Annotated in this window: 32 protein-coding genes and 2 tRNA genes; 29 read left to right on the top strand and 5 right to left on the bottom strand. The window is 69.4% G+C overall.

What is annotated here, in order from left to right; all coding sequences use genetic code 11:
* Positions 1-7: 7 nt before the first annotated feature.
* On the bottom strand, positions 8-1,081 hold the full coding sequence (locus GON04_RS26195; protein ID WP_157401059.1) for a LacI family DNA-binding transcriptional regulator: 1,074 nt from the start codon (positions 1,079-1,081) through the stop codon (positions 8-10).
* Between the two features lie 182 nt (positions 1,082-1,263).
* Between GON04_RS26195 and GON04_RS26200 the strand changes: the two genes are divergently transcribed.
* The 25 genes from GON04_RS26200 to GON04_RS26320 all read left to right on the top strand — a co-directional run bounded on the left by GON04_RS26200 (position 1,264) and on the right by GON04_RS26320 (position 18,688).
* Complete coding sequence (locus GON04_RS26200) at positions 1,264-2,679, top strand: ABC transporter substrate-binding protein (RefSeq protein WP_181653811.1); 1,416 nt, start codon at positions 1,264-1,266, stop codon at positions 2,677-2,679.
* 6 nt (positions 2,680-2,685) lie between these two features.
* Positions 2,686-3,588, top strand: coding sequence for a carbohydrate ABC transporter permease (locus tag GON04_RS26205; RefSeq protein WP_157401061.1), 903 nt, complete (start codon positions 2,686-2,688; stop codon positions 3,586-3,588).
* Positions 3,552-4,424 (top strand): ABC transporter permease subunit, encoded by an 873-nt coding sequence (locus GON04_RS26210; protein ID WP_198349450.1) that lies wholly within the window; start codon positions 3,552-3,554, stop codon positions 4,422-4,424. Before GON04_RS26205 ends, GON04_RS26210 begins: the two co-directional genes overlap by 37 nt.
* Positions 4,421-5,473 (top strand): ABC transporter ATP-binding protein, encoded by a 1,053-nt coding sequence (locus GON04_RS26215; protein ID WP_157401063.1) that lies wholly within the window; start codon positions 4,421-4,423, stop codon positions 5,471-5,473. Before GON04_RS26210 ends, GON04_RS26215 begins: the two co-directional genes overlap by 4 nt.
* Before the next feature lie 23 nt (positions 5,474-5,496).
* On the top strand, positions 5,497-7,113 hold the full coding sequence (locus GON04_RS26220; RefSeq protein WP_157401064.1) for an arylsulfatase: 1,617 nt from the start codon (positions 5,497-5,499) through the stop codon (positions 7,111-7,113).
* Positions 7,110-8,045, top strand: a complete 936-nt coding sequence (locus tag GON04_RS26225) for an SUMF1/EgtB/PvdO family nonheme iron enzyme (protein ID WP_198349456.1) — start codon at positions 7,110-7,112, stop codon at positions 8,043-8,045. Before GON04_RS26220 ends, GON04_RS26225 begins: the two co-directional genes overlap by 4 nt.
* 15 nt (positions 8,046-8,060) lie before the next feature.
* A complete protein-coding gene (locus GON04_RS26230; protein WP_157401065.1) occupies positions 8,061-9,635 on the top strand; it encodes a glycerol-3-phosphate dehydrogenase/oxidase in 1,575 nt (524 codons plus the stop codon).
* Positions 9,636-9,896: 261 nt separating this feature from the next.
* Positions 9,897-10,265 carry a 50S ribosomal protein L14 gene (gene rplN, locus GON04_RS26235; RefSeq protein ID WP_013902964.1) on the top strand — a complete coding sequence of 123 codons (369 nt, stop codon included), beginning with the start codon at positions 9,897-9,899 and terminating at the stop codon, positions 10,263-10,265.
* Between the two features lie 13 nt (positions 10,266-10,278).
* Positions 10,279-10,596: a 50S ribosomal protein L24 gene (gene rplX, locus GON04_RS26240; RefSeq protein ID WP_157401066.1), complete on the top strand. Its 318-nt coding sequence runs from the start codon at positions 10,279-10,281 to the stop codon at positions 10,594-10,596.
* Between the two features lie 2 nt (positions 10,597-10,598).
* Entirely contained in the window at positions 10,599-11,144 is a 546-nt protein-coding gene (gene rplE / locus GON04_RS26245) for a 50S ribosomal protein L5 (protein WP_157401067.1), read from the top strand.
* Between the two features lie 9 nt (positions 11,145-11,153).
* Positions 11,154-11,459 (top strand): 30S ribosomal protein S14, encoded by a 306-nt coding sequence (rpsN, locus tag GON04_RS26250; protein WP_181653812.1) that lies wholly within the window; start codon positions 11,154-11,156, stop codon positions 11,457-11,459.
* A gap of 16 nt (positions 11,460-11,475) precedes the next feature.
* The gene (rpsH, locus tag GON04_RS26255) at positions 11,476-11,871 is read left to right on the top strand and encodes a 30S ribosomal protein S8 (protein WP_157401069.1); all 396 of its coding nucleotides are present in this window, start codon (positions 11,476-11,478) and stop codon (positions 11,869-11,871) included.
* Between the two features lie 16 nt (positions 11,872-11,887).
* Complete coding sequence (rplF, locus tag GON04_RS26260) at positions 11,888-12,421, top strand: 50S ribosomal protein L6 (protein ID WP_157401070.1); 534 nt, start codon at positions 11,888-11,890, stop codon at positions 12,419-12,421.
* 11 nt (positions 12,422-12,432) lie between these two features.
* Complete coding sequence (gene rplR, locus GON04_RS26265) at positions 12,433-12,798, top strand: 50S ribosomal protein L18 (RefSeq protein WP_157401071.1); 366 nt, start codon at positions 12,433-12,435, stop codon at positions 12,796-12,798.
* A 17-nt stretch (positions 12,799-12,815) separates the two neighbouring features.
* Entirely contained in the window at positions 12,816-13,358 is a 543-nt protein-coding gene (rpsE, locus tag GON04_RS26270) for a 30S ribosomal protein S5 (RefSeq protein WP_157401072.1), read from the top strand.
* Complete coding sequence (gene rpmD, locus GON04_RS26275; protein ID WP_157401073.1) at positions 13,351-13,533, top strand: 50S ribosomal protein L30; 183 nt, start codon at positions 13,351-13,353, stop codon at positions 13,531-13,533. The genes rpsE and rpmD overlap by 8 nt, the downstream gene beginning before the upstream one ends.
* A gap of 1 nt (position 13,534) precedes the next feature.
* Positions 13,535-13,966, top strand: a complete 432-nt coding sequence (rplO, locus tag GON04_RS26280; protein ID WP_157401074.1) for a 50S ribosomal protein L15 — start codon at positions 13,535-13,537, stop codon at positions 13,964-13,966.
* 27 nt (positions 13,967-13,993) lie between these two features.
* Positions 13,994-15,313 carry a preprotein translocase subunit SecY gene (gene secY / locus GON04_RS26285; protein WP_181653813.1) on the top strand — a complete coding sequence of 440 codons (1,320 nt, stop codon included), beginning with the start codon at positions 13,994-13,996 and terminating at the stop codon, positions 15,311-15,313.
* Positions 15,314-15,358: 45 nt separating this feature from the next.
* On the top strand, positions 15,359-15,472 hold the full coding sequence (rpmJ, locus tag GON04_RS26290) for a 50S ribosomal protein L36 (RefSeq protein ID WP_011481465.1): 114 nt from the start codon (positions 15,359-15,361) through the stop codon (positions 15,470-15,472).
* 21 nt (positions 15,473-15,493) lie between these two features.
* Complete coding sequence (rpsM, locus tag GON04_RS26295) at positions 15,494-15,859, top strand: 30S ribosomal protein S13 (RefSeq protein WP_157401075.1); 366 nt, start codon at positions 15,494-15,496, stop codon at positions 15,857-15,859.
* Positions 15,860-15,877: 18 nt separating this feature from the next.
* Positions 15,878-16,282 (top strand): 30S ribosomal protein S11, encoded by a 405-nt coding sequence (gene rpsK / locus GON04_RS26300; RefSeq protein ID WP_157401076.1) that lies wholly within the window; start codon positions 15,878-15,880, stop codon positions 16,280-16,282.
* 123 nt (positions 16,283-16,405) lie between these two features.
* Positions 16,406-17,029: a 30S ribosomal protein S4 gene (gene rpsD / locus GON04_RS26305; protein ID WP_181653814.1), complete on the top strand. Its 624-nt coding sequence runs from the start codon at positions 16,406-16,408 to the stop codon at positions 17,027-17,029.
* Between the two features lie 105 nt (positions 17,030-17,134).
* A complete protein-coding gene (locus GON04_RS26310) occupies positions 17,135-18,124 on the top strand; it encodes a DNA-directed RNA polymerase subunit alpha (RefSeq protein WP_157401077.1) in 990 nt (329 codons plus the stop codon).
* A gap of 63 nt (positions 18,125-18,187) precedes the next feature.
* The gene (gene rplQ / locus GON04_RS26315; RefSeq protein ID WP_157401078.1) at positions 18,188-18,592 is read left to right on the top strand and encodes a 50S ribosomal protein L17; all 405 of its coding nucleotides are present in this window, start codon (positions 18,188-18,190) and stop codon (positions 18,590-18,592) included.
* Between the two features lie 19 nt (positions 18,593-18,611).
* Positions 18,612-18,688: transfer RNA gene (locus GON04_RS26320), tRNA-Met, on the top strand.
* Positions 18,689-18,866: 178 nt separating this feature from the next.
* On the opposite strand, the gene GON04_RS26325 is transcribed toward GON04_RS26320, so the two are convergent.
* Both GON04_RS26325 and GON04_RS26330 read right to left on the bottom strand, forming a co-directional pair.
* Complete coding sequence (locus tag GON04_RS26325; protein WP_198349457.1) at positions 18,867-19,766, bottom strand: hypothetical protein; 900 nt, start codon at positions 19,764-19,766, stop codon at positions 18,867-18,869.
* A 43-nt stretch (positions 19,767-19,809) separates the two neighbouring features.
* Positions 19,810-20,331: a globin family protein gene (locus GON04_RS26330; protein ID WP_157401080.1), complete on the bottom strand. Its 522-nt coding sequence runs from the start codon at positions 20,329-20,331 to the stop codon at positions 19,810-19,812.
* A gap of 260 nt (positions 20,332-20,591) precedes the next feature.
* On the opposite strand from GON04_RS26330, the gene GON04_RS26335 reads away from it, so the two are divergent.
* The 3 genes from GON04_RS26335 (at position 20,592) to GON04_RS26345 (ending at position 22,663) form a co-directional block, all read left to right on the top strand.
* Complete coding sequence (locus GON04_RS26335; RefSeq protein ID WP_157401081.1) at positions 20,592-21,161, top strand: ferritin-like domain-containing protein; 570 nt, start codon at positions 20,592-20,594, stop codon at positions 21,159-21,161.
* Positions 21,162-21,233: 72 nt separating this feature from the next.
* A complete protein-coding gene (locus GON04_RS26340; protein ID WP_157401082.1) occupies positions 21,234-21,830 on the top strand; it encodes an RNA polymerase sigma factor in 597 nt (198 codons plus the stop codon).
* Between the two features lie 11 nt (positions 21,831-21,841).
* The gene (locus GON04_RS26345) at positions 21,842-22,663 is read left to right on the top strand and encodes an anti-sigma factor domain-containing protein (protein WP_181653815.1); all 822 of its coding nucleotides are present in this window, start codon (positions 21,842-21,844) and stop codon (positions 22,661-22,663) included.
* 104 nt (positions 22,664-22,767) lie between these two features.
* Here GON04_RS26345 and GON04_RS26350 read toward each other — a convergent pair.
* Positions 22,768-22,843 (bottom strand) — tRNA-Arg (locus GON04_RS26350).
* Positions 22,844-22,972: 129 nt separating this feature from the next.
* Here GON04_RS26350 and GON04_RS26355 point away from each other — a divergent pair.
* Positions 22,973-23,866, top strand: coding sequence for a c-type cytochrome (locus tag GON04_RS26355; protein ID WP_157401083.1), 894 nt, complete (start codon positions 22,973-22,975; stop codon positions 23,864-23,866).
* A 31-nt stretch (positions 23,867-23,897) separates the two neighbouring features.
* Here the strand turns inward: GON04_RS26355 and GON04_RS26360 are convergent, their stop codons facing one another.
* Positions 23,898-24,437 (bottom strand): DUF2946 family protein, encoded by a 540-nt coding sequence (locus GON04_RS26360; protein WP_157401084.1) that lies wholly within the window; start codon positions 24,435-24,437, stop codon positions 23,898-23,900.
* Positions 24,438-24,537: the final 100 nt, after the last annotated feature.

Here is a 24,537-nt window from a genome sequence, read left to right on the forward strand (position 1 = left end):
GCGCAGTCTAGCCCGCAGCACGTTGCAGACCCGCGGGTGGCGCCGTGCTGCCGCGCTGCACGAGCTGGACCGGGAACTGCTGGAACGGCTCCCAGGGGCCGCCCTCGAGCCGTGCCACCAGCTGGTCGGCCGCGGCCCGGCCGATGTCCACCACCGGCGTCGCGACGCTCGTCAGGCCGGGCGTCTGCGTGGCACCCAGGTCGGTGTTGTCGACCCCCGTGATCGACATCTCCTGCGGGACCCGGACGCCGGCCTTGCGGCAGGCCAGCATCGCGCCGACGGCGAACACGTCGTTGGTCGCCACCACGGCCGTCGGCCGGTCGGGCGCCGCCAGCAGGCGTGCCATGCCCGCCTCTGCCGTCGCCAGCGAGATGGGCTCGTAGGCGACATGGCGCGGATCGAGGCCGAGGCCGTGTTCCGCCAGCGCGGCGCGCAGGCCTTCGCCGCGGGCCCGGGCGCGGTCGTTGCCGGACAACGGCGCGCTGAGCAGGCCGATGCGCCGGTGGCCCAGCGCAATCAAGTGCCGCGCCACTTCGTAGGTGGCCGCGCGGTTGTCGAACCCGATGCTGGGATGGCGTTGCAGCGGGTCCACGCCCCAGGTGAGCACGAACGGCCGGCCGTAGTCCTCCAGCAGCGAAAAGAGGGCCTGCTCATGGTCCAGGCCGACCAGCAGGAACGCGTCGACCCCGCGCTCGATCAGCTGGCCCGCGATGCGGGTCTCGACCGCGAGGTCATAGTGGTGCTCGGCCAGGACGAGGGCGTAGCCGCGCTCGTCCAGCCGCTGCTGCAGGGCGCTCGTGGTGCGGGCGTAGAGCGCGTAGTCGAACGAGGGCACGATCGCGCCGATCATCCGGCTGCGGTGGCTGCGCAGGGTGCGGGCGGCGCCGTGCGGCACATACCGCAGCTTGGTGGCCGCCTCCAGCACCCGCCGGCGGGTGTCGGGGTCGACCTGCTGCGAGTTGTTCAGGACGCGGGAGACGGTGGCCGTCGATACGCCGGCGAGCTGGGCCACGTCCTTGGCGCCGGAGCGCGCCTTCGCCGCCCCCGCGGGCCGCTTGCTGCCGGAATGCTCGGTGCCCATGACTCCCTTGTAATCGATTGCAGGAATCTAACCCAGCGGAGAAGCTCATGACAACTCGGTCTATGGGGAAAGCCCCTAGACCGGCCACAATGACAGCACCGGAGCCGGTCGCTAGACTGCCATGTAATCGATTGCATGGCCACTGCCGCCTCCTCCACCTTCCACCGCCTGGAGATCGACGCATGAAGAAATCAGTTCGCTCGCCCCTCGACCTGGACGCCAGCCGCCGCGAGTTCCTGGGACAAGCCGCGGCGCTGGGCGCCGTCGGCGTGGCCGGGACATGGCCCGCGATGGCGCAGGCGCAAGCCGCGGCCGACCTGGGGCCCTACCGCTCCGCGAAGATCAACTGGCGCCAGGCCGAAGGCGAATCGATCTCGGTCGCGGTGATCCCGGCCAGCTACTTCGACAACCTGCTCGGCCTGCTGCCGCAGTTCGAGGCCCTCACCGGCATCAAGGTGCGGGCGGAGAAGGTGCCGCCGGGCCAGATCCGGCAGAAGGCCCTGCTGGACCTGTCGTCCAAGACCGGGACCTACGCGACGCACGCGGCCGACCCCATGTACTACCCGCTGTACGTCTCCAACAAGTGGGTCGAACCGCTGGACAAGTACCTCGGGGACGCCACCCTCACCGACCCGGCCTGGTTCAACTACAACGACATCTTCAAGGCCTGGCGCGACGCCGATTCCGTCGACGGCAAGCCCTATGGCATCCCATACGACGGCGAGGTCACCGTGCAGGTCTACCGCAAGGACCTGTACGACGCCAAGGGCCTGAAGCCGGCCGAGACCTACGACCAGCTGCTGTCCAACGCCAAGGCCCTGCACGACCCGGCCAACCGCATGTACGGGCTGGCGCTGCGCGGGTTCGCCGGCGCGGGCCAGAACATGTACATCTACCCGTCCCTGCTGCGGGGGTTCGGCGGCGACTGGTTCAGCAACAAGGCGCTGACCGTCAACGGGCCCGAGGCGGTCAAGGCGCTCGACTGGTACGTCCAGGCGCTGGCCCAGTACGCGCCGCCGGCGGTGCGCAACTGGAACTGGCCCGACATCGCCGACGCGTTCTCGCAGGGCACGGTGGGTTGCTACATCGACGCGCACTCGTCGGCCGCGGTCATCACCAACCCGGAAAAGTCCAAGGTGGTCGGCAAGGTGGCGTACGCCCGCTGGCCCAAGGGCCCGTCGGGCAAGCGCGTCACCTCGATCTGGAACTGGGGCTTCCCCATCAATGCGTCGCTGAGCGACAAGGCCAAGAAGGCCACCTGGCTGTTCATCAGCTGGGCCGCGTCGGCCGAGACCCAGGCCCGCACGTCGTGGAAGTTCGACGGCCCGGCCAAGCGCTCGGGCCTGAACCGCGCATCGTTGTGGAAATCGGCGGAGTTCGCCGCCGCCATGAAGGGCGCGGGCGACAACTTCATCCCCGCCGCGCTGGAATCGCTCGAGCAGGACACGGACGTCGACTGGCGGCCCCGCGTGCCGCAGTGGCCCGCCATCGGCGACACCATGGCCACGGCCATCCAGGCGGCGCTGGTCGGCCAGAAGAAGCCGAAGGAGGCGCTCGACGAGGCCCAGGCCCGCATCGCGCAGGTGATGAAGGGCTGAGGCCGGATGCCTGCGCCCCGCGCGGCGGGCGCAGGGACGCTGGAGCGACAGGAGCGGCGCTTCGCGCTGGCCCTGTTCGCGCCGGCATTCCTGCTGCTGCTGCTCACCACCACCGCCCCGCTGGTGTTCCTGGCCTGGAACAGCCTGCACAAGCTCGACCTCGGCATGCCCTGGATGACGGGCTTCGCGGGCCTGGGCAACTACGCCAAGATGGGCGGCGACCCGCGCTTCTGGAATTCGCTGGCGCTCACCGTCGTCTACACGGCCTCCACGGTGATGCTGCAGGTGGCCATCGGCCTGTCGCTGGCGCTGCTGGTGCTGCAGATCCCGCGGGGCCAGGCGTGGCTGCGGGTCGCGGCCATCCTGCCCATCGTGCTGGCGCCGGTCGTGGTGGGCCTGTTCTGGCGCACCCTGGTGCTGTCGCCGGACGTCGGCCTGGTCGACGTCGTCACCCGCTGGCTCGGGCTGGGCAGCCACAACTGGCTCGGCGATCCCCAGCTCGCGCTGATCTCGGTGATCGCCATCCACACCTGGCAGTGGACGCCGTTCGCCTTCCTTGTGCTGCTGGCGACCCTGGCGACCCTGCCGCCGGACGTCTACGAGGCCGCCCGGCTCGACCGCGCCAACGCCCGCCAGCGCTTTCGCCACATCACGCTGCCACTGATCCGCCCGGCCGTGGTGATGGTGGTGATCCTGCGCACGATGACGGCGCTGTCGGCGTTCGCGGCCATCTTCGCCGCCACCGGCGGCGGCCCGGGAACGTCGACCGAGATCCTCAACCTGTACGCCTACCGGACCTCCTTCACCGAGCTGAACATCGGCTACGGCTCCGCGCTCGCCATGGTCCTGCTGGCCGTCACCATGCTCGTGTCGTGGCTGCTGTTCCGGCGCCGGAAGGCCCCCGCATGATGCGCGGCGCGTCACGGCAGGTGGTCCTGTTCGCCGTCGCCGGCCTGCTGGTGTCGGTGTGGGCGTTCCCGGTGCTGTGGGCGTTGCTCACGTCGTTCAAGACCGAGCGCGACGTGCTGGCCTACCCGCCGCTGCTGGTGTTCACGCCGACCCTGGCGAACTACCGCGACGTGCTGTGGGGCCCGACATCCATCCTGCCGAACCTGTGGTCGAGCGCCGTGGTGAGCTGCTGCGCCACGCTGCTGACGGTGGCCTTCGCCACGCCCGCCGCCTATGCCCTGGCCCGCCTGCGCTATCCGGGCCGGCGCGCCAGCGGGTTCTATGTCCTGGTCACCCAGATGCTGCCGCCGGTGGGGCTGGTCATCCCCTACTACCTGGTGCTGCAGCGCATCGGCGCCCTCGACACCTACACCGGGCTGGTGGTGATCTACCTCACCTTCTCGCTGCCGTTCGCCATCTGGCTGCTGGTCTCGTACTTCGAGGACGTGCCGTACGAGATGGAGGAGGCGGCGCTGCTCGATCGCGCCGGCCGCCTGCGCGCGTTCTGGCACGTGGTCCTGCCGCAGGTGCGCGGCGGGCTGGCGGTGACCACCGTGTTCGTGTTCCTGAACGCCTGGAACGAATTCATGTTCGCCGTCGTGCTGGGCGGCAACAAGGTGCGGCCGGTCACGGTCGCGATGTTCAATTTCATCTCCGTCGAGCAGACCCAGTGGGCGCGCCTGGCCGCCGGGGCGATGGTGGCGATGGCGCCCGTGATCCTGGTCGGCCTGTTCGCGCAGCGCCACATCGTGAAGGGATTGACGGTGGGCGCGGTCAAGGGAGGGGGACGTCGATGAACGGGGGGGCGGTGCGCCTGCAGGGCGTGGTCAAGCGGCATGGGGAGACGACCGTGCTGCACGGCGTCGACCTGGAGATCCAGGCCGGGGAATTCTTCGTCCTGCTCGGGCCCTCGGGGTCGGGCAAGACCACCACGCTGCGCATCCTCGCCGGCCTGGAGACCGTCAGTGCCGGGCAGGTGCTGATGGATGGCGCCGACGTGACCGAGCACGAGCCGGGCCTGCGCGACGTCGCCATGGTGTTCCAGAGCTACGCGCTGTACCCGCACATGACGGTGGCCGAGAACATCGGGTTCCCGCTGCGCATGGTCGGCACCCCGCGCGCGACGATCGCGCGATCGGTCGAGGACGCGGCGGCGCGGGTGAGCATCGGCCACCTGCTGCAGCGGCGCCCCGGGCAACTGTCCGGCGGGCAGCAGCAGCGCGTGGCGCTGGCCCGCGCCATCGTGCGCAAGCCGCGGCTGTTCCTGCTGGACGAGCCGCTGTCCAACCTGGACGCCAAGCTGCGGCTGGAGACCCGGCTGGAGCTGCGGCAACTGCAGCGCTCGCTGGGCGTGACCACCGTCTACGTGACGCACGACCAGGAGGAAGCCATGACGCTGGCCGACCGCGTGGCGGTGTTCATGGACGGCCGCATCGTGCAGGTCGCCACGCCGCGCGAGATCTTCCGGCGGCCCTCGCAGGTGTCGGTGGCCGGCTTCATCGGCACGCCGCCGATGAATCTGCTGGACGCCACCTGGCAGGGCGACGCGGTGTCGATCGACGGCGTCGCCCATCCGGTCGGCGCCAGGACGGAGCAGCCACGCGAGGTCACGCTGGGCGTGCGGCCTGGCGACCTGCGCGCCGGCAGCACCGGCATCCCGGCGCGCGTCGAGTACGTCGAGGAGCTCGGCGACCACTGCGTGCTCGACCTGCGGGCGGGCGCACAGCGCCTGAAGTGGCGCGCCGACGGACATCCCGACCTGCGCGAAGGCGACACCACCTGGCTCAGCTTCGCCCCAGCGTCGGCCCACCTGTTCGACCGCGCCGGCGGCGAACGCCTGAACTGATCGATTGGCCGGAAGGAACCGAGATGAACCAGCGCCCCAACATCCTCCTGATCCTCAACGACGACATGGGCTACTCCGACATCGGCTGCTTCGGCGGCGAAGTCGACACCCCCAACCTGGACCGCCTGGCCCGGGGCGGACTGCGCTTCACGCAGTTCTACAACACCGCGCGCTGCAGTCCTTCGCGCGCCTCGCTGCTGACCGGGCTGCATCCGCACCAGACCGGGATCGGGATCCTGACGTACGACTCGGGACCGGAAGGCTACGCCGGCAACCTGAACCAGCGCTGCGCGACGATCGCCGAAGTGCTCAAGCCGGCCGGTTACCGCAGCTACCTGAGCGGCAAGTGGCACGTGTCGAGCAACCTGAAGCAGCCGACCGATTCGTGGCCGATGCAGCGGGGCTTCGACGACTTCTACGGCACCATCATCGGGGCCGGCAGCTTCTACGACCCGAACACGCTCACGCGCCGCAACGAGAACGTCGAGCACGAGGCGCGCGAACCGGGCTTCTTCTACACCGACGCCATCAGCGACGAGGCGGTGGCGTTCCTGCGCCGGCACCAGGCCGAGCACGCCGACAAGCCGTTCTTCCAGTACGTCGCCTACACCGCGCCGCACTGGCCGCTGCATGCCCATCCCGAGGACATCGCCAAGTACAAGGGGCGGTTCGACGAAGGCTGGGACCGGCTGCGCGAGCAGCGCCTGGAACGGCTGGTCAGTTCCGGCATCCTGGACGCCCAGTGGAAGCTCACGCCGCGCGATCCGAACCAGCCGCCTTGGACCGACGTGCAGCACAAGCGCTGGCTCGCCAACTGCATGGAGGTGTACGCCGCCCAGATCGACCGGATGGACCAGGGCATCGGCCGCATTCTGTCCACCCTGGAGCAGTCCGGGCAGCTCGAGAACACGCTGGTGATCTTCCTGTCCGACAACGGTGCCTGCGCCGAGGACATCCCGGAGGACGTCACCATCGACGAAGTGGTGAACAAGCTGATGATCGCGCGCTCGCACACGCGCGACGGCCGCGAGGTGCGCTTCGGCAACAACCCCGACGTCGAGCCCGGCCCCGAGGACACCTACCAGAGCTACGGGCAGGCCTGGGCCAACCTGTCGAACACGCCGTTCCGCCTGTACAAGCACTGGATCCACGAAGGCGGCATCTCGACCCCGCTGATCTTCCACTGGCCCCGGGGCATCGCGCAGCGCGGCGAGATCCGGCACACGCCGGGCTACCTGCCCGACATCATGGCCACGATCCTGGATGTCAGCGGCGCCCCCTACCCGCAGCAGCTGGACGGACGGGCCATCCTGCCGCTGGAAGGCCACTCGTTGAAGCAGGCGTTCGCGGCCGACGCCGGCGAGCGGCCGCCGATGTTCTGGGAACACGAGGGCAACGCGGCCGTCCGCATCGGCCAGTGGAAGCTGGTGCGCGAGTACCCCAAGGGCTGGGAGCTGTACGACATGGAGGCCGACCGCACCGAGTTGCGCAACCTGGCGTCCGAGCACCCGGACCGGGTGGCCGACATGAAGCGCCAGTACGACGCCTGGGCCGCCCGCTGCGGCGTGCTGCCGCGCGACAAGGTGGTGGCGCTGATGCGCAGCCAGGGCGTGACCAGGGCATTCTGGGAGGACGAGTGACGGGTTGCTGCCTGCCTCGCGCGGCCGGCACCGGCGTGGCGCGCCTGCCCGCCGCGCCAGCGCCGGGCAGCCGCGCCGGCGAGCTGCTGCAGCTGCCGGCCGGCCGGTTCCTGATGGGCAGCGAGGCGGCCGAAGGGTTCGCCGAAGACGGCGAAGGTCCGGTGCGGGCCGTGCAGCTCGGCGCCTTCCGCATCGGCCGCACCGCGGTCACGAACGCGCAGTTCCGGGACTTCGTGCGCGCGACCTCCTACATCACCGAGGCCGAGCAGGCCGGCAGCTCGTTCGTGTTCTACCTGCAGCTCGAGGCCCGGGTGCGGCCGTCGATCCGCCAGGTCTCGCGCGACCTGCCCTGGTGGGTGCCGGTCGAAGGCGCCTGCTGGCAACGGCCGGCAGGGCCCGGGTCGTCGATCCACCAGCGGCTCGACCACCCCGTGGTGCAGGTGTCCTGGAACGATGCCGCGGCGTTCTGCGCCTGGTCGGGCACGCGCCTGCCGACCGAAGCGCAGTGGGAGTACGCGGCGCGGGGCGGCTTGGCGGGCAGGCGCTACCCCTGGGGCGACGAGTTCGAGCCCGACGGGCAGCGGCGCTGCAACACCTGGCAGGGCGCGTTTCCCGCCCAGCCACGGCCAGGCTGGACGCCGGGCACCGAGCCGGCGGATGCCTTCCCGCCGAACGGCTGGGGCCTGTACGACATGGCAGGCAACGCCTGGGAGTGGTGCGCCGACTGGTTCAGCGCCGACTACCACCGCGTCACGGCCGGCCAGGATCCGCTGCACGACAAGCCGACCGGGCGCAAGTCGATGCGGGGCGGCTCGTTCCTCTGCCACGAGTCGTACTGCAACCGCTACCGCGTTGCCGCGCGCGGCGCCAACTCGCCCGGCACGGCCAGCAGCAACTGCGGCTTCCGCGTTGCCGCGGCCGCCGGCGGCTGAGGGACAATCCTGGCCATGCGGAGAGAGGAACTGCTGGCTGCGCTGGCGCGCACGACGGCATGCGATGTCGCCGTCATCGGCGGCGGCGCCACCGGCCTGGGCGTGGCGCTCGACGCGGCCAGCCGCGGCCTGTCGGTGGTGCTCCTCGAGTCGCACGATTTCGGCGGCGGCACCTCCTCGCGGGCGACCAAGCTGGTGCACGGCGGGGTGCGCTACCTGGCGCAGGGCAACGTGGCCCTGGTGCGCGAGGCGCTGCACGAGAGGCGCGTGCTGCTGCGCAACGCGCCGCACCTGGCGCAGCCGCTGCCCTTCGTCATGCCCTCCTACCGGCTCTGGGAAACCCCGTTCTACGGCGCCGGCCTCAAGCTGTACGACGCGCTGGCCGGGTCGGACGGGCTGGCCGACACCCGCTTCCTGAACCGGGCCGAGACGCTGGCCGCGCTGCCGACGGTGCGGCCGGACGGCCTGAAGGGCGGGGTCGAGTACTGGGACGGCCAGTTCGACGATGCCCGGCTGGCGCTGGCGCTGGCGCGCACCGCAGCCGCCCGCGGCGCCCTGGTGGTCAACTACTGCGCCGTCACCGGCCTGCTGCACGAGGGCGGGCGGGTGGCCGGGGTGCGCTGCGAGGACCGCGAGGGCGGCGCCGTGTTCGAGGTGCGGGCGCGCTGCGTGGTCAACGCGGCCGGCGTCTGGGTCGACCGCCTGCGCCAGGCCGACGGCGAGGCGATCGGGCGCGCCGTCCAGCCGATGGTGGCGCCCAGCCAGGGCGTGCACGTGGTGGTCGACCGCGAGTTCCTGCCCGGGCGGCATGCGCTCATGGTGCCCAAGACGGCCGACGGCCGGGTGCTGTTCGGCGTGCCCTGGCTGGGCAAGGTGATCCTGGGCACCACCGACACGCCGCGCGGCGACCTGGCGCGCGAGCCGCGCCCGTTCGACGCGGAGCTGCGCTTCATCCTCGGCGAGGCCGCGCGCTACCTGGTGCGGGCGCCGCGCCTGCAGGACGCGCGCAGCGTCTGGGTCGGGCTGCGCCCGCTGGTGCGGCCGCCGGACGACGAGGGCGCCCCCACCAAGGCCCTGAGCCGCGAGCACACGGTGCTGGTCAGCCGCTCGGGCCTGGTCACGGTGACCGGCGGCAAGTGGACCACCTACCGCGCCATGGCCGAGGACGTGCTCGAGCGCTGCGCCGAGGCCGGGCTGCTGCACGGGCTGGAGCGCGGAGTGACTGCTGACTTGCCGCTGGTCGGCGCCGATCCGGACACCGCCGGCCGGCGCCCGCTCAGCGATCCGCCGGGGCTGCACCTGTATGGCAGCGAGGCCGGCGCGGTGCAGGCGCTGCCGGGCGCCGGCGCCGAGCTCGGCGGCGGCCTGACCGAGGCCATGGTGCGCTTCGCCGCCCGCCACGAGTACGCCCGGACGGTGGAGGACGTGCTGGCGCGGCGCTCGCGGCTGCTGTTCCTGGACGCCGCCCAGGCCGCCCGGCTCGGCGCCGCGGTGGCCGGCATCCTGCGCGAGGAGACCGGGGTGGACCCGCACGAGGCCGCGTTCGCCGCCCTGGCGGCCAGCTACCGCCCGGACCGCCAGCCCGCCTAGGCCGCCCCGGGCGGGCAGCCCTCCCGGAACCCCCGGCGCACGGCCGCCGGAGGGGGCCCGGCCGGCGTCCGGCGCGGCGGCAGCGCCACGGCCCGCCAGGGGGTGTTGACAACTCCTGCGGACAAGCTATGATCGCGGGCTCGCCTATTTTTGGGCGAGATTCTGCCCATTCGAAAACACCCGCGAGCGGTTTGCGGGGGTGGACGGCGGGCCCAAGACTGCCCTGGCCCTTCAGCCGGGGACAAGTTGGGAATACAAGACATGATCCAGACTGAATCCCGGCTCGAAGTCGCCGACAACACGGGCGCGAAGTCCGTGCTTTGCATCAAGGTGCTCGGTGGCTCCAAGCGTCGCTACGCCAGCGTGGGCGACATCATCAAGGTGAGCATCAAGGAAGCCGCGCCGCGTGGCCGCGTCAAGAAGGGCGAGGTCTACAGCGCCGTGGTGGTCCGCACCGCCAAGGGCATCCGCCGTGGCGACGGCTCGCTCGTGAAGTTCGACGGCAATGCCGCCGTGCTGCTCAACAACAAGCTGGAGCCGATCGGCACCCGCATCTTCGGACCGGTGACGCGCGAGCTGCGCACCGAGAAGTTCATGAAGATCGTGTCCCTGGCCCCGGAAGTTCTGTAAGAGGACGACACCCATGAACAAGATTCGCACCGGCGACGAGGTCATCGTCCTCGCGGGCCGTGACAAGGGCAAGCGTGGCAAGGTCGTCCTGCGCAAGGACGACGAGCGCGTGGTGGTCGAGGGCATCAACCTGGTGAAGAAGCACACCAAGCCCAACCCCATGAAGGGCACCACCGGCGGCATCGTGGAGAAGGCCATGCCGATCCACCAGTCCAACGTGGCGATCTTCAATCCCGCGACCGGCAAGGCCGATCGCGTCGGCGTCAAGACCCAGGGCGACAAGCGCGTGCGCGTGTTCAAGTCCAGCGGCGAAGAAATCAAGGTGGCATGAGCATGGCAACCGCACGACTGCAACAGCATTACCGCGAGAAGGTGGTCCCCGAGCTGACCACCAAGTTCGGCTACAAGTCGCCGATGGAAGTCCCGCGCCTGACCAAGATCACGCTCAACATGGGCGTGAGCGAGGCGGTCGCCGACAAGAAGGTCATGGACAACGCCGTGGGCGACCTGACCAAGATCGCCGGCCAGAAGTCCGTGGTCACCAAGGCCAAGAAGGCCATCGCCGGCTTCAAGATCCGCGAAGGCCAGGCCATCGGCTGCATGGTCACCCTGCGCGGCGTGAAGATGTACGAGTTCCTGGACCGCTTCGTCACCGTGGCCCTGCCGCGCGTGCGCGACTTCCGCGGCATCTCCGGCCGGGCCTTCGACGGCCGCGGCAACTACAACATCGGGGTCAAGGAACAGATCATCTTCCCCGAGATCGAATACGACAAGGTCGACGCCCTGCGCGGCCTGAACATCAGCATCACGACCACGGCCAAGACCGACGACGAGTGCAAGGCGCTGCTCGCGGGCTTCCGTTTCCCGTTCAAGAACTGAAGGTGCACCGTGGCTAAAACAGCTTTGATCCAACGCGAACTCAAGCGCGACAAACTGGTCGCCCAGTACGCCAAGAAGCATGCGGAACTGAAGGCCATCGCCGGCGATGCGAAGAAGAGCGACGAGGAACGCGCGGCTGCGCGCCTGGCGCTGCAGAAGCTGCCGCGCAACGCCAACCCGACGCGTCAGCGCAACCGCTGCGAAATCACCGGCCGTCCGCGCGGAACCTTCCGCCAGTTCGGCCTGGCCCGCAGCAAGATCCGCGAGATGGCCTTCACCGGCGACATCCCGGGCGTGATCAAGGCCAGCTGGTAAGGCGAGGAGTACAGACATGAGCATGAGTGATCCCATCGCCGACCTGCTGACCCGCATCCGCAATGCGCAGATGGTGGCCAAGCCGACGGTGAGCGTCCCCGCCTCCAACCTCAAGGTCGCGATCGCCCAGGTCCTGAAGGACGAGGGCTACATCGACGGTTTCGAGGTCAAGAAGGACGGCAACAAGAGCGAGCTCGAGATCTCGCTGAAGTACTACGCCGGCCGCCCGGTCATCGAGCGCATCGAGCGCGTCAGCCGTCCCGGCCTGCGCGTCTACAAGGGCGCCGGCGCCATCCCCCAGGTCCAGAACGGCCTGGGCGTGGCCATCGTCACCACCCCCAAGGGCGTGATGACCGACCGCAAGGCCCGCGCCACCGGTGTCGGCGGCGAAGTGCTGTGCTACGTGGCCTAAAGGGAAGGAACGACAAATGTCCCGAGTAGGAAAGATGCCGGTCGCCGTCCCGCAGGGCGTGGACGTGCAGATCAAGGACGACCAGATCAGCGTCAAGGGCACCGGCGGCACGCTGTCGCTGGCCCAGAACGCCCTGGTCAAGATCACCAGCGAAGGCGGCAAGCTGAGCTTCGTGCCGGCCAACGAGTCGCGTGAAGCCAACGCGATGAGCGGCACGATGCGCCAGCTGGTCAACAACATGGTGCTGGGCGTGACCAAGGGCTTCGAGAAGAAGCTCACCCTGGTCGGCGTGGGCTACAAGGCCGCCGCCCAGGGCGCCAAGCTGAACCTGTCGGTGGGCTATTCGCACCCCGTCAACAAGGACATGCCGGCGGGCATCACCGTCGCGACCCCGGCCCCGACCGAGATCGTGATCAAGGGTGCCGACCGCCAGCGCGTCGGCCAGATTGCCGCCGAGATCCGTGCCATCCGTCCGCCAGAGCCCTACAAGGGCAAGGGCATCCGCTACGCGGACGAGAAGATCACGATCAAAGAGACCAAGAAGAAGTAAGGAGCAGGACGATGTTGACCAAGAAAGAGCAGCGTCTTCGCCGGGCCCGCCAGACCCGCATCCGGATCGCCACCCAGGGCACCGCGCGTCTGACCGTGAACCGCACCAACCTGCACATCTACGCCTCCGTGATCTCCGGCGACGGCAGCCAGGTGCTGGCCAGCGCCTCCACGGCCCAGGTCGACCTGCGCAAGTCGCTCGGCGGCTCGGGCAAGGGCGGCAACACCGCCGCCGCCCAGCAGGTGGGCAAGCTGATCGCCGAGCGGGCCAAGGCTGCCGGCGTCGAGAAGGTCGCCTTCGACCGCTCCGGCTTCGCGTACCACGGCCGCGTCAAGGCGCTGGCCGATGCCGCCCGTGAAGCGGGCCTGCAGTTCTAACGGACACGGATACCAACATGGCACGAATTCAAGCGAAGACGCAAGGTGACGGTCCCGAAGACGGGATGCGCGAGAAGATGATCGCGGTGAACCGCGTCACCAAGGTGGTCAAGGGCGGCCGGATCCTCGGTTTCGCGGCCCTCACCGTGGTCGGCGACGGCGACGGCCGGGTCGGCATGGGCAAGGGCAAGTCCAAGGAAGTGCCCGCCGCCGTGCAGAAGGCGATGGAAGAGTCCCGCCGCAACATGACCAAGGTGTCGCTCAAGAACGGCACCCTGCACCACACGGTGTACGGCCAGCACGGCGCGGCCCGCGTGATGATGTCCCCGGCTCCCAAGGGCACCGGCATCATCGCCGGCGGCCCGATGCGCGCCGTCTTCGAGGTGATGGGCATCACCGACATCGTGGCCAAGAGCCACGGTTCGACCAATCCCTACAACATGGTCCGCGCGACCTTCGACGCGCTCAAGCGCTCGACCACCCCGTCGGAAGTGGCGGCCAAGCGCGGCAAGTCGGTCGAAGACCTCTTCACCGCTGACCCGGAGATTCGACATGGCTAACCAACAGACGGTCAAGGTGCAGCTGGTGCGCAGCCCCATCGGCACCAAGGAATCGCACCGCGCCACCGTGCGCGGCCTCGGCCTGCGCAAGGTGAACTCGGTGTCCGAACTGCAGGACACCCCGGCGGTGCGCGGCATGATCAACAAGATCAGCTACCTGGTGAAGGTGCTCTGACATGGAACTGAACACGATCAAGTCTGCCGACGGCGCCCGCAAGCCGCGCCGCCGCGTCGGCCGCGGCATCGGCTCCGGCCTGGGCAAGACCGCGGGCCGCGGCCACAAGGGCCAGAAGTCCCGCGCCGGCGGCTACCACAAGGTCGGCTTCGAAGGCGGCCAGATGCCGCTGCAGCGTCGCCTGCCCAAGCGCGGCTTCAAGTCGCAGTCGCTCAAGTTCAACGGCGAGGTCACGCTGGCCGCGCTGGAGAAGCTCGGCGCCGCCGAGGTGGACCTGCTGACCCTGAAGCAAGCCAAGCTGGTCGACCAGCTGGTGCGCAACGTGAAGGTCATCAAGTCGGGCGAACTCAAGATCGCCGTCAAGCTGACCGGCATCGGCGCGACCGCCGGCGCCAAGGCTGCCATCGAGGCGGCCGGCGGCAGCCTGGCCTGAGCAAGTTGGACCTGACGAAGGCAAGCAGTGGCCACTAACGCAGCCCAACTCGCGAAGACCGGCAAGTTCGGCGACCTGCGTCGCCGGCTGGTGTTCCTGCTGCTCGCGCTGGTGGTCTACCGCATCGGCGCGCACATCCCCGTGCCCGGCATCGACCCCGGTCAGCTGCAGCAGCTGTTCAGCGGCCAGCAGGGCGGCATCCTGAGCCTGTTCAACATGTTCTCGGGTGGCGCGCTGTCGCGGTTCACGGTGTTCGCGCTGGGCATCATGCCGTACATCTCGGCTTCCATCATCATGCAGCTGCTCACCTACGTCGTGCCGACGTTCGAGCAGCTGAAGAAGGAAGGCGAGTCCGGCCGCCGCAAGATCACGCAGTACACCCGCTACGGCACGCTGGGCCTGGCGCTGTTCCAGTCGCTGGGCATCGCCATGGCGCTGGAGGCCTCGCCGGGCCTGGTGCTGGCGCCGGGCTTCGGCTTCCGCATGACCGCGGTGGTGAGCCTGACGGCCGGCACCATGTTCCTGATGTGGCTGGGCGAGCAGATCACCGAGCGCGGTCTGGGCAACGGGATCTCGATCCTGATCTTCGCCGGCATCGCCGCCGGCCTGCCCAACGCCATCGGCGGCCTGCTGGAGCTGGTGCGCACCGGTGCCATGAACATCCTGACGGCGCTGTTCGTCGTCGCCCTGGTGGTCGGCGTGACCTACCTGGTGGTGTTCATCGAACGCGGCCAGCGCAAGATCCTGGTGAACTACGCGCGGCGGCAGGTCGGCAACAAGGTCTACGGCGGCCAGTCGTCGCACCTGCCCCTGAAGCTGAACATGGCCGGCGTCATCCCGCCCATCTTCGCCTCGTCGATCATCCTGCTGCCCGCCACGGTGGTCAGCTGGTTCTCGGCCGGCGACTCGATGCGGTGGCTCAAGGACATCGCCTCCATGCTCAAGCCGGGCGAGCCGATCTACGTGCTGCTGTACGCCGCCGCGATCGTGTTCTTCTGCTTCTTCTACACGGCGCTCGTGTTCAACAGCCGCGAGACCGCCGACAACCTGAAGAAGAGCGGCGCCTTCATCCCGGGCATCCGGCCGGGCGACCAGACGGCGCGCTACATCGACAAGATCCTGGTCCGCCTGACGCTGGCTGGCGCGGTGTACATCACCTTCGTCTGCCTGCTGCCCGAGTTCCTGATCCTCAAATACAACGTGCCGTTCTATTTCGGTGGCACGTCGCTGCTGATCATCGTGGTGGTGACGATGGACTTCATGGCCCAGGTGCAGAACTACCTGATGAGCCAGCAGTACGAGTCGTTGCTGAAGAAGGCCAATTTCAAGACCTCCCTCGGCGGGTAAGCCGGCCGGACGTACCGGTTCAGGAAAGATTTAGGAGAAAGACAAATGAGAGTTTCGGCTTCCGTCAAGAAGATCTGCCGCAACTGCAAGATCATCCGCCGCAAGGGCGTGGTCCGCGTGATCTGCACTGATCCGCGCCACAAGCAGCGCCAGGGCTAAGACAGGTTCAGAGGTAAAGACATGGCACGTATCGCCGGTATCAACATCCCGCCGCACCAGCACGCCGAGATCGGTCTGACCGCCATCTATGGCATCGGACGCACGCGCGCCCGCAAGATCTGCGAAGCGACGGGCATTCCGTACTCGAAGAAGGTCAAGGACCTGTCGGACGCCGACCTCGAGAAGATCCGCGACCAGATCGCCCAGATCACCATCGAGGGCGACCTGCGCCGCGAGACCACGATGAACATCAAGCGCCTGATGGACATCGGGTGCTACCGGGGCTTCCGCCACCGCCGCGGCCTGCCGATGCGCGGCCAGCGCACCCGCACCAATGCGCGCACCCGCAAGGGCCCGCGCAAGGCCGCCCAGGCGCTCAAGAAATAACCGGGAAAGAGAACTGACATGGCCAAGGCTCCCGTCAACAACGCCGCGCAGCGTGTGCGCAAGAAGGTCCGCAAGAACGTCTCCGACGGCGTTTGCCACGTGCACGCGTCCTTCAACAACACGATCATCACCATCACCGACCGCCAGGGCAACGCGCTGAGCTGGGCGTCCTCGGGCGGCCAGGGCTTCAAGGGCTCGCGCAAGTCGACCCCGTTCGCCGCCCAGGTGGCCTCGGAAGTCGCCGGCCGCGCCGCGATCGAGCAGGGCATCAAGAACCTCGACGTCGAGATCAAGGGCCCCGGCCCGGGTCGCGAGTCGTCGGTGCGCGCGCTGGCCGCGCTGGGCATCCGGATCAACTCCATCTCGGACGTGACCCCGGTTCCCCACAACGGCTGCCGTCCCCAGAAGCGCCGCCGCATCTGATCGCCCTGCGCGATCGGTGCGCGGTCGAAGTCCCCAGGACTTCCACCAAGCCCACCGCCATCGGCCTGCGGCTGATGGCTCCCGCGGCAAACGGCCGCGGCAGATGAATCAAAGGAAAGACAAGTGGCACGTTATCTCGGCCCCAAGGCCAAACTCTCCCGCCGTGAAGGCACGGACCTGTTCCTCAAGAGCGCCCGCCGCTCGATCAGCGACAAGGCCAAGTTCGACTCCAAGCCTGGCCAGCACGGCCGCACCTCGGGCCAGCGCACCAGCGACTTCGGCCTGCAGCTGCGCGAGAAGCAGAAGGTCAAGCGGATGTACGGCATCCTGGAGAAGCAGTTCCGCCGCTACTTCGAGGAAGCCGCCCGCCGCAAGGGCAACTCCGGCGCCAACCTGCTGTTCCTGCTCGAGTCCCGCCTGGACAACGTGGTGTACCGCATGGGCTTCGGCTCGACCCGCGCCGAGGCGCGCCAGCTGGTGAGCCACAAGGCGATCACGGTCAACGGCCACCCGGTGAACATCCCGTCGTACATGGTCAAGACCGGCGACGTCGTCGCGGTGCGCGAGAAGTCGAAGAAGCAGAACCGCGTGGTCGAGGCCCTGCAACTCGCCCAGCAGGTCGGCCTGCCGGCCTGGGTGGAAGTCAATGCCGACAAGGCCGAGGGCACCTTCAAGAAGGTCCCCGATCGCGACGAGTTCGGCGCCGACATCAAGGAAGCGCTGATCGTCGAACTGTATTCGCGCTAAGCGGATCGCAACGTTCTTGTTCCCCCTGCCACGGGGCACCGTGGCGTGGGGACTTCACCAGCCTTACCGGTGTAACGAGCCGGGGGTATTGAGAGGAAGTCCTGCATGCAAACAAACCTGCTGAAACCCAAAGCCATCAACGTCGAGCAACTCGGGACCAACCGGGCCAAGGTCACGCTCGAGCCGTTCGAGCGCGGCTACGGCCACACGCTGGGCAACGCCCTGCGCCGGGTCCTGCTCTCCTCGATGGTCGGGTATGCGGCAACCGAAGTCACCATCGCCGGTGTGCTTCACGAGTACTCGTCGATCGACGGCGTCCAGGAGGACGTGGTCAGCATCCTGCTGAACCTCAAGGGCGTGGTCTTCAAGCTGCACAACCGCGACGAGGTCACCCTGTCGCTGCGCAAGGATGGCGAGGGCGTCGTCACGGCGGCCGACATCCAGACCCCGCACGACGTCGAGATCATCAATCCCGACCATGTCATCGCCCACCTGTCGCAAGGCGGCAAGATCGACATGCAGATCAAGGTCGAGAAGGGCCGCGGCTACGTGCCGGGCACGATGCGCCGCTACGCCGACGAGCCGACCAAGTCCATCGGCCGGATCGTGCTGGACGCCTCGTTCTCGCCGGTCAAGCGCGTGAGCTACACGGTCGAGAGCGCCCGCGTCGAGCAGCGCACCGACCTGGACAAGCTGGTCGTCGAGATCGAGACCAACGGTGCCATCACCGCCGAGGACGCCGTGCGCGCCTCGGCCAAGATCCTGGTCGAGCAGCTGGCGGTGTTCGCGCAGCTCGAGGGCAGCGAACTGGCCGCCTTCGACCAGCCGGTGCAGCGCAGCTCGCAGCAGTTCGACCCGATCCTGCTGCGCCCGGTCGACGAGCTGGAACTCACGGTGCGTTCGGCCAACTGCCTGAAGGCCGAGAACATCTACTACATCGGCGACCTGATCCAGCGCACCGAGAACGAGCTGCTCAAGACCCCCAACCTGGGTCGCAAGTCGCTCAACGAGATCAAGGAAGTGCTGGCTTCGCGCGGGCTCACGCTCGGCATGAAGCTGGAGAGCTGGCCGCCGGCCGGCCTCGACAAGCGTTAATCAACCACTGTGCACCGGGCAGTACCTGACACGGCTGCCTGATCGATAAGGAAAGGAAAGCACATGCGCCACGGACACGGACTCCGCAAACTCAATCGCACCAGCGAGCACCGCCTCGCGATGCTGCGCAACATGATGAACTCGCTCATCGAGCACGAGGTGATCAAGACCACCGTGCCGAAGGCGAAGGAACTGCGCCGCGTCGTCGAGCCGATGATCACGCTGGCCAAGGAGCCCACGCTCGCGAACAAGCGCCTGGCGTTCGACCGCCTGCGCGACCGCGACAGCGTGACCAAGCTGTTCGCCGATCTCGGCCCGCGCTACAAGACCCGTCCGGGCGGCTACACCCGCATCCTCAAGATGGGCTTCCGCGTCGGCGACAACGCGCCGATGGCGCTGGTCGAACTGGTGGATCGTCCCGAGCCCACCGAAACCTCTGCTGCTGACGCAGAAAGCAGTGTTTCTTAACCTATAATCAAGTCTCTGACGCGCGGTGGAGCAGCCTGGTAGCTCGTTGGGCTCATAACCCAAAGGTCGCAAGTTCAAATCTTGCCCGCGCAACCAATAGACAGCCTGAGGGCCGACGGTTCATCCCGTCGGCCCTTTTGCTTTTGAGGCGCTGAATGGGGCCTCGCCGTTACTGCGGAGCCGTGCCGCGCGGTTCACACAAGTCGAGGCCTGAGGTTCATCGCGATCCAGCCCGGCAGTCCGGCAGGGCGCATGACCTTGCGGGCCATCGCCCTCACCGGTCGATCGCGTATTGCCTGAGATCGCCTCGCACGAGCGCATCCGTCAGGGCGTCGGCCTGCCGCAGCACGCGCTCGCGCGCCGCGCGGGAGCCGAGCGTTGCCAGCACCCGTTGCGCAACGTCGCCTTCGCAGGTGCCGATGGCGAGGCACGCGGCATGGGCTGCGTCGGAGCCGGGGCTGCAGTCCTCGCCGAAACGGCAGCGCGCGATCTGGACAGCTTCCGGTTCCAGCGGCTCGAACACGTCGCCGTCGGGCTGGCTGGTGCGCTGCTCGACGTAGGCGGCCAGGGCATCGCCGGCCCACAGCACGGCTGTGCCGCCGTGCTGCCTGAAGGTGCTGACGAGCCACTCTGCCTCGACTGGCGTGGGCGAAGAGGCGCGGGCCACGACCAGCGGAACCGGGTCCAGCCGGCGTTGCAGCGCGTCCAGGTCCCGCAGGCCGCGCAGCGACTGGCAGCGCCCCGCCAGGGCCTGCCAAGCCTGCTCCGCCAGCCGGACGCTGTCCGGCTTCATCCAGGCCGCGGGCGCCACGAGAGGGGCGACGCTGGCGGGCGAGAGCACGAAGGCGCAGTGGCGCAGCAGGCGGTAGGCCTCGGTGCGCCGGAGCAGGTCCTGGCTCTCCAGGGCGCTCTCGACCAGCACGCGCGGGCTCGCAGCACCGGTGTCCGCGCGTGGCGGCGCCGGCTCCTGCACAGGCGGCGCACCGGCCGCTGCGCCTGGCACGCTCGCCGCCGTGCTGGCGGGCGTGTTCCGCGCCAGCGCCGTCGCCGTGAGGCGCACCGGCTCGTGCGGCGGTTCACGCAGCGCCGGCCGTGTCGCCAGCGCCGCCAGCAGCACGACAACCGCTGCCAGGCTCGCGGCCACCCCATGGCGCGGGCGCGGATCCAGGCGCATGGACACGAGTGCGGCTCGGTGGTGTGGCTGTGCGGGGATCCGTTCAATGGTTGGTCACGCTGCCGCGGTACCGGGTGAGAACCTTGCCCACCTCCTGGACGTCATCCCCCGCCACTCCTGCGGCGAGCGCCTCGGTGGCCACGATGTTGATGAACAGTGCGAACTGGGCATCGGTGATGCGCATCCCGCGGTGCACGTCGGACATGGAACTGCGGCACTGGTGCTCGACCGGGAACGGCGCGGCCGCCGCGTCGACCGCCACGCTGCCGTTCTTGGCTGACCGGCCGCCGAGGTCGTGGTCCAGCAGCCGGGCCAGGCAGGTCACCGTCTGCGACGTGGATTCCGTCAGCGGCACCACCCCGCCCGTGAAGAACACCTTGAGTTCCGATGCCAGCAGCGCCGGCACCACGCGCGCCTGGATGAAGGCGCCGATGCCGTCGGCGCCACCCAGCCGGGCCGCGACGCTGTCATCGTCGTCGCGGGCGAATGCGGTCGTGGAAGCGAACAAGGTCGACGCGGCCAGGAGTGCCAGGCAGGCGCGAGAGGGACGGAAGGTGAGTGCCATGATGAGTCTCCAAGGCTGAACCGGATCCCGCCGGCGGCGGGGGCGACGTGCGCGACTCGATCGCGCACTCACGGTACGCACGGCCCGGGCGCCCGGACGCATGCCCCTGCCAACCAAGGTGTGATCGACGGGCCTACGCACGGCCGGCATCGACGGATGCAAGTCACCCGAGGCTGCCCGGGATTGCGCATCCATCCGGCAAGGCGCCGCGTATTGGAGGGTGTCGTGGCCACGACGCCGACCCACTCCAGGAGACCCACATGCAACCCATCCTTGCTTCCCGTCGTTCGTTCATCGGCACCGGCGGCCTGCTGTCGGCTGCCGCCGTCGCGCTGCTGGCCGGCCGCGAATCGCTCGCGCAGGGCAGCGCTGCCGATCCCGCCCGCGACGTCTCCATCCTCAACACCGCGCTCGCCCTAGAGCACGAGGCGATCAACGCCTACCAGCTCGGGGCCGGCAGCGGCCTGCTGCAGAAGCCCGTGCTGGATCTGGCCGTGCAGTTCCAGGGCCACCACAAGGCCCACCGCGACGCGCTCGCCGCCGCCATCCAGAAGCTGGGCGGCCGGCCGGTCGAGGCGATGAAGCTGCAGGACTATGCGCGCGCGCTCGATGCAGACCAGCTGCGCAGCCAGGCCGACGTGCTGGGGTTGGCGGCGCGACTGGAACTCGGCGCGACCAACGCCTACCTCGGCGTGATTCCCGCCTTCTCGCAGCGCGAGCTGGGCCAGGTCGCGGGCCGGCTGGCGGCGGACGAGACCATGCACTACACCGTGCTGGCGAACGCGCTCGGCCGGCCGTTGCCCGCGCCGGCCCTCAGCTTCGGCGCGTGACCAGAACCGGCGCGCGAAGCGGCGCGGGCAACGCTGCTTCGTGTCTAATCCCGACACCACCGGACCCGCGCCATGGACAGCCGTGACTCCGAAGCGCGCCTGATCGCGCTGCTGCGCACGATCGCCGAGACCGACGTGCACCCGCGGCAGGCGCGCGAAGCGGCCTTCCGCGAGCTCTACGAACGCACCTCCGCGCGCATGTACGGGCTGGCATTGCGGGTCACCGGCGACCGCGTGGCGGCCGAGGACGTGCTGCAGGAGGCCTTCCTGTCGATCTGGCGGATCGCCGACACCTACCGCGACGCCCTCAGCCCGCCGCTGGCGTGGATGGGCGTCGTGGTGCGCAGCCGGGCACTGGACTTCCTGCGGCGGCGCGCTGCCCAGCGCGCCGACCGGAGCGTGGAATTCGACGAGTCCGTCCACGACGTCGCCGGCGCCGACAGCGCCACGCCGCTGGACCTCACCGAGTCGAGCGAGCAGGCCTGGGCGCTGCACGAATGCCTGCGCAAGCTCGAGGCGCGCCAGCGCGAGGTGCTCAGCCTCGCCTACCTGCGAGACCTGAGCCACAGCGAACTCGCCCGGCAACTCGAACTGCCCATCGGCACCGTGAAGTCCTGGATCCGCCGCGGCATCGACCAGCTGCGCGGCTGCATGGCGCACTACGCCTGAGGAGCCGTCCCGTGGACCTGCTGCGACATCCCGAACTGGCCGATCGGCTGGCCGCTGCGCACGCCCTGGGCACCTTGCGCGGCGGCGCGCGCCGGCGCTTCGAGTCGCTCGCCCGGCACGATCCGCGCCTGCGGGCGCTGGCCCTGATCTGGCAGGAGCGCATCGCCGCCATGACCGAACTGCAGCCGCAAGAGGGACCGGGTCCCAACGTCTGGAAGCGCATCGAGATCGAGCTGCAGCGCGAGCGGGCCGGCCGCGACCGCCCTGCCCTGCAGCGGGCGGCCGCCGCGGCGGATGCGGGCTGGCTCGCGCGCTGGGGTTGGCCGGGCGCGGCCCTGGCCGGTGGCGTGGCCACGCTCGCGGCCATCGCCGTCAGCGTGCAACTCGCGTCCAGCCTGCAGGACAGCGAAGGCGCGCTGGCGCGGGCCCAGGCCGAGCGCGCCGCGGCCGGCCTGCAGAACGCACAGCTGGTGTCGCAACTCGGTGCCACGCCGCAGATCCGCTACGTCGCGGTGCTGCAGGACGACCGCTCGGCGCCGGCCGTGCTGGTCACCTTCGACGTGCGCAGCAGCACGCTCACCTTGCGGCGCGTGGGCGACTTCCGCGAAGGCGCGGAACGCTCGCTGCAGCTGTGGGCATTACCCGCCACGGGCGGGCCGCGTTCGCTCGGTGTGCTGGGCGAGGGCGGCGTGGTGCGCCTGGGCGCCGAGGAACAGGCGGTGCGCGAGGTGCCCACCCTGGCCATCAGCCTGGAGCCCAAGGGCGGCGTGCCTTCCGAGCGCGGCCCCACCGGGCCGGTGCTGTTCAAGGGAGCCCTGCTGCCGACGTCCTGAGCCGGGCGGTCGTCCGCTCAGCGCACGGGCGCCATGTCTGGAGTGGGAATCACGAGACCCGAAGGTCTGGAGGCGCGCACCGCGAACGGTGGCAAACGGTGAAGTGGCGCGGCTGGCGGGGATCGAACCCACGACCCTTGGCTTCGGAGGCCAATACTCTATCCACTGAGCTACAGCCGCGCGAACCTCGCATTGTACCGGGCGTGCGACGCGACGGCCGCGCCAGGCGTGCGCCGTCGGGCTGCACGGAGTGCGCTGGCTATAATCAAAGGTTGTTTTGACAAGCCGCCGCGCAATCCCGAGGACGCCATGAGCGACAACACGCACGAAGAAGCCCACACCGGTCCGATCAAGACGCCCAAGCAGTTGCTGCTGGCCGTCTTCTTCTCCTTCCTGGTGCCCGTGCTGATCATCATCGGCCTGGTGTCCTACGTGACCAACGAGGCCAAGCCGGCCGGCACGACGCAGGCTGAATCGTTCACGCTGGGTGGCGTCACCGCGCAGGATGTCGAGCGCGGCGTCGCCGAGCGCATCCGCAAGGTCGGCACCGTCGAGATCCGTGACGCCAACCGGCCGCTCAAGGGCGGCGAGGACGTGTTCAAGGCCCAGTGCACCGCCTGCCACACGGCGGGTGTCGCCGGTGCCCCCAAGTTCGGCGACGAGGGTGCCTGGGCGGCCCGCATCAAGACCGGCTTCGACACGCTGGTCGCCTCGGCTCTGAAGGGCAAGGGCGCGATGCCGCCCCAGGGTGGCGGTGACTTCGAGGACACCGAGATCGCGCGCGCCGTGGTCTACATGGCCAACGCCGCCGGTGCCAAGTTCGCCGAGCCGCAGGCGCCCAAGGCCCCGGCCCAGGCCGCGGAAGGCGGCGCCGCGGCGCCCGCCGCCGCAGCAGCGCCTGCCGCGCCGGCAGCGGCGGCCACCCCCGTTGCGGCCGCTGCACCGGCCGCCGCGCCGGCTGCCGCCGGCAACGGCGAAGCCCTCTACAAGCAAGCCTGCGTGGCCTGCCATGCGGCCGGCGTGGCCAACGCGCCCAAGTTCGGCGACAAGGCGGCCTGGGGCCCGCGCGTCGCCCAGGGCGTGCCGGCGCTGGTCCAGTCGGTCGTCAAGGGCAAGGGCGCGATGCCGCCCAAGGGTGGCACGGCGGCCTCGGACGCCGAGATCCGCTCGGCCGTCGAGTACATGGTGAACGCGGCCAAGTAAACCGCCGCTCGCTCCAGTCCCCACAAGCCGGTCAACGACCGGCTTTTTCGTTGGCGCGCGCCTGCGGGCTGGGCACGAAGCCGAAGCGCGCCGGCAGGCTGGCGGCTTCGACCGGCTCGGGCTTCCAGCCGCCCGACTCCACCAGGTCGGCGGCGACATGCATGTCCAGCGTGTGCAGCAGGCCGAGCCCCGACTCGGTGTCGACGAACAGGCGGCCGTGGTCGTCCAGCAGGCACGTGCGGCACGCCACCGTGCGGCCGGTGTGCGTGGTCAGCGTGCCGTCGCCGGACAGCCGCAGCACGAAGGGCGCCGCTTCCAGTTCCACGTACACGCGCTGCGGGCCGTTCTGGAAGAACCAGCAGCCGTCGTCGTCGCGCTCGTAGTTGCGGTGGATGAAGTCGACCAGCTTCTCGTGCCGCAGCAGCGAGCCGCGCGCCTGCGGGAAGGGACCGGCGGCCTGGGTGCGGTCGTCACGCATGTACCAGTTGCCGCGCGCATCCAGCCCCAGCCAGCCGAAGCAGTGCGGCACGTTGGGCCACTTGGCCATGGCCTGGCGGACGATGTCATCCATCGATCCATTATCGGAGTCCGTGCGGTGGAGCGGGAACCGCGCCGGTCGCGCCCGCCAGGTGGCTCTGCGGGGCCGGAAAACAAAAGGCGCCGGGGTTGCC

The organism is Ramlibacter pinisoli (genome assembly GCF_009758015.1).
GTDB lineage: Bacteria > Pseudomonadota > Gammaproteobacteria > Burkholderiales > Burkholderiaceae_C > Ramlibacter > Ramlibacter pinisoli.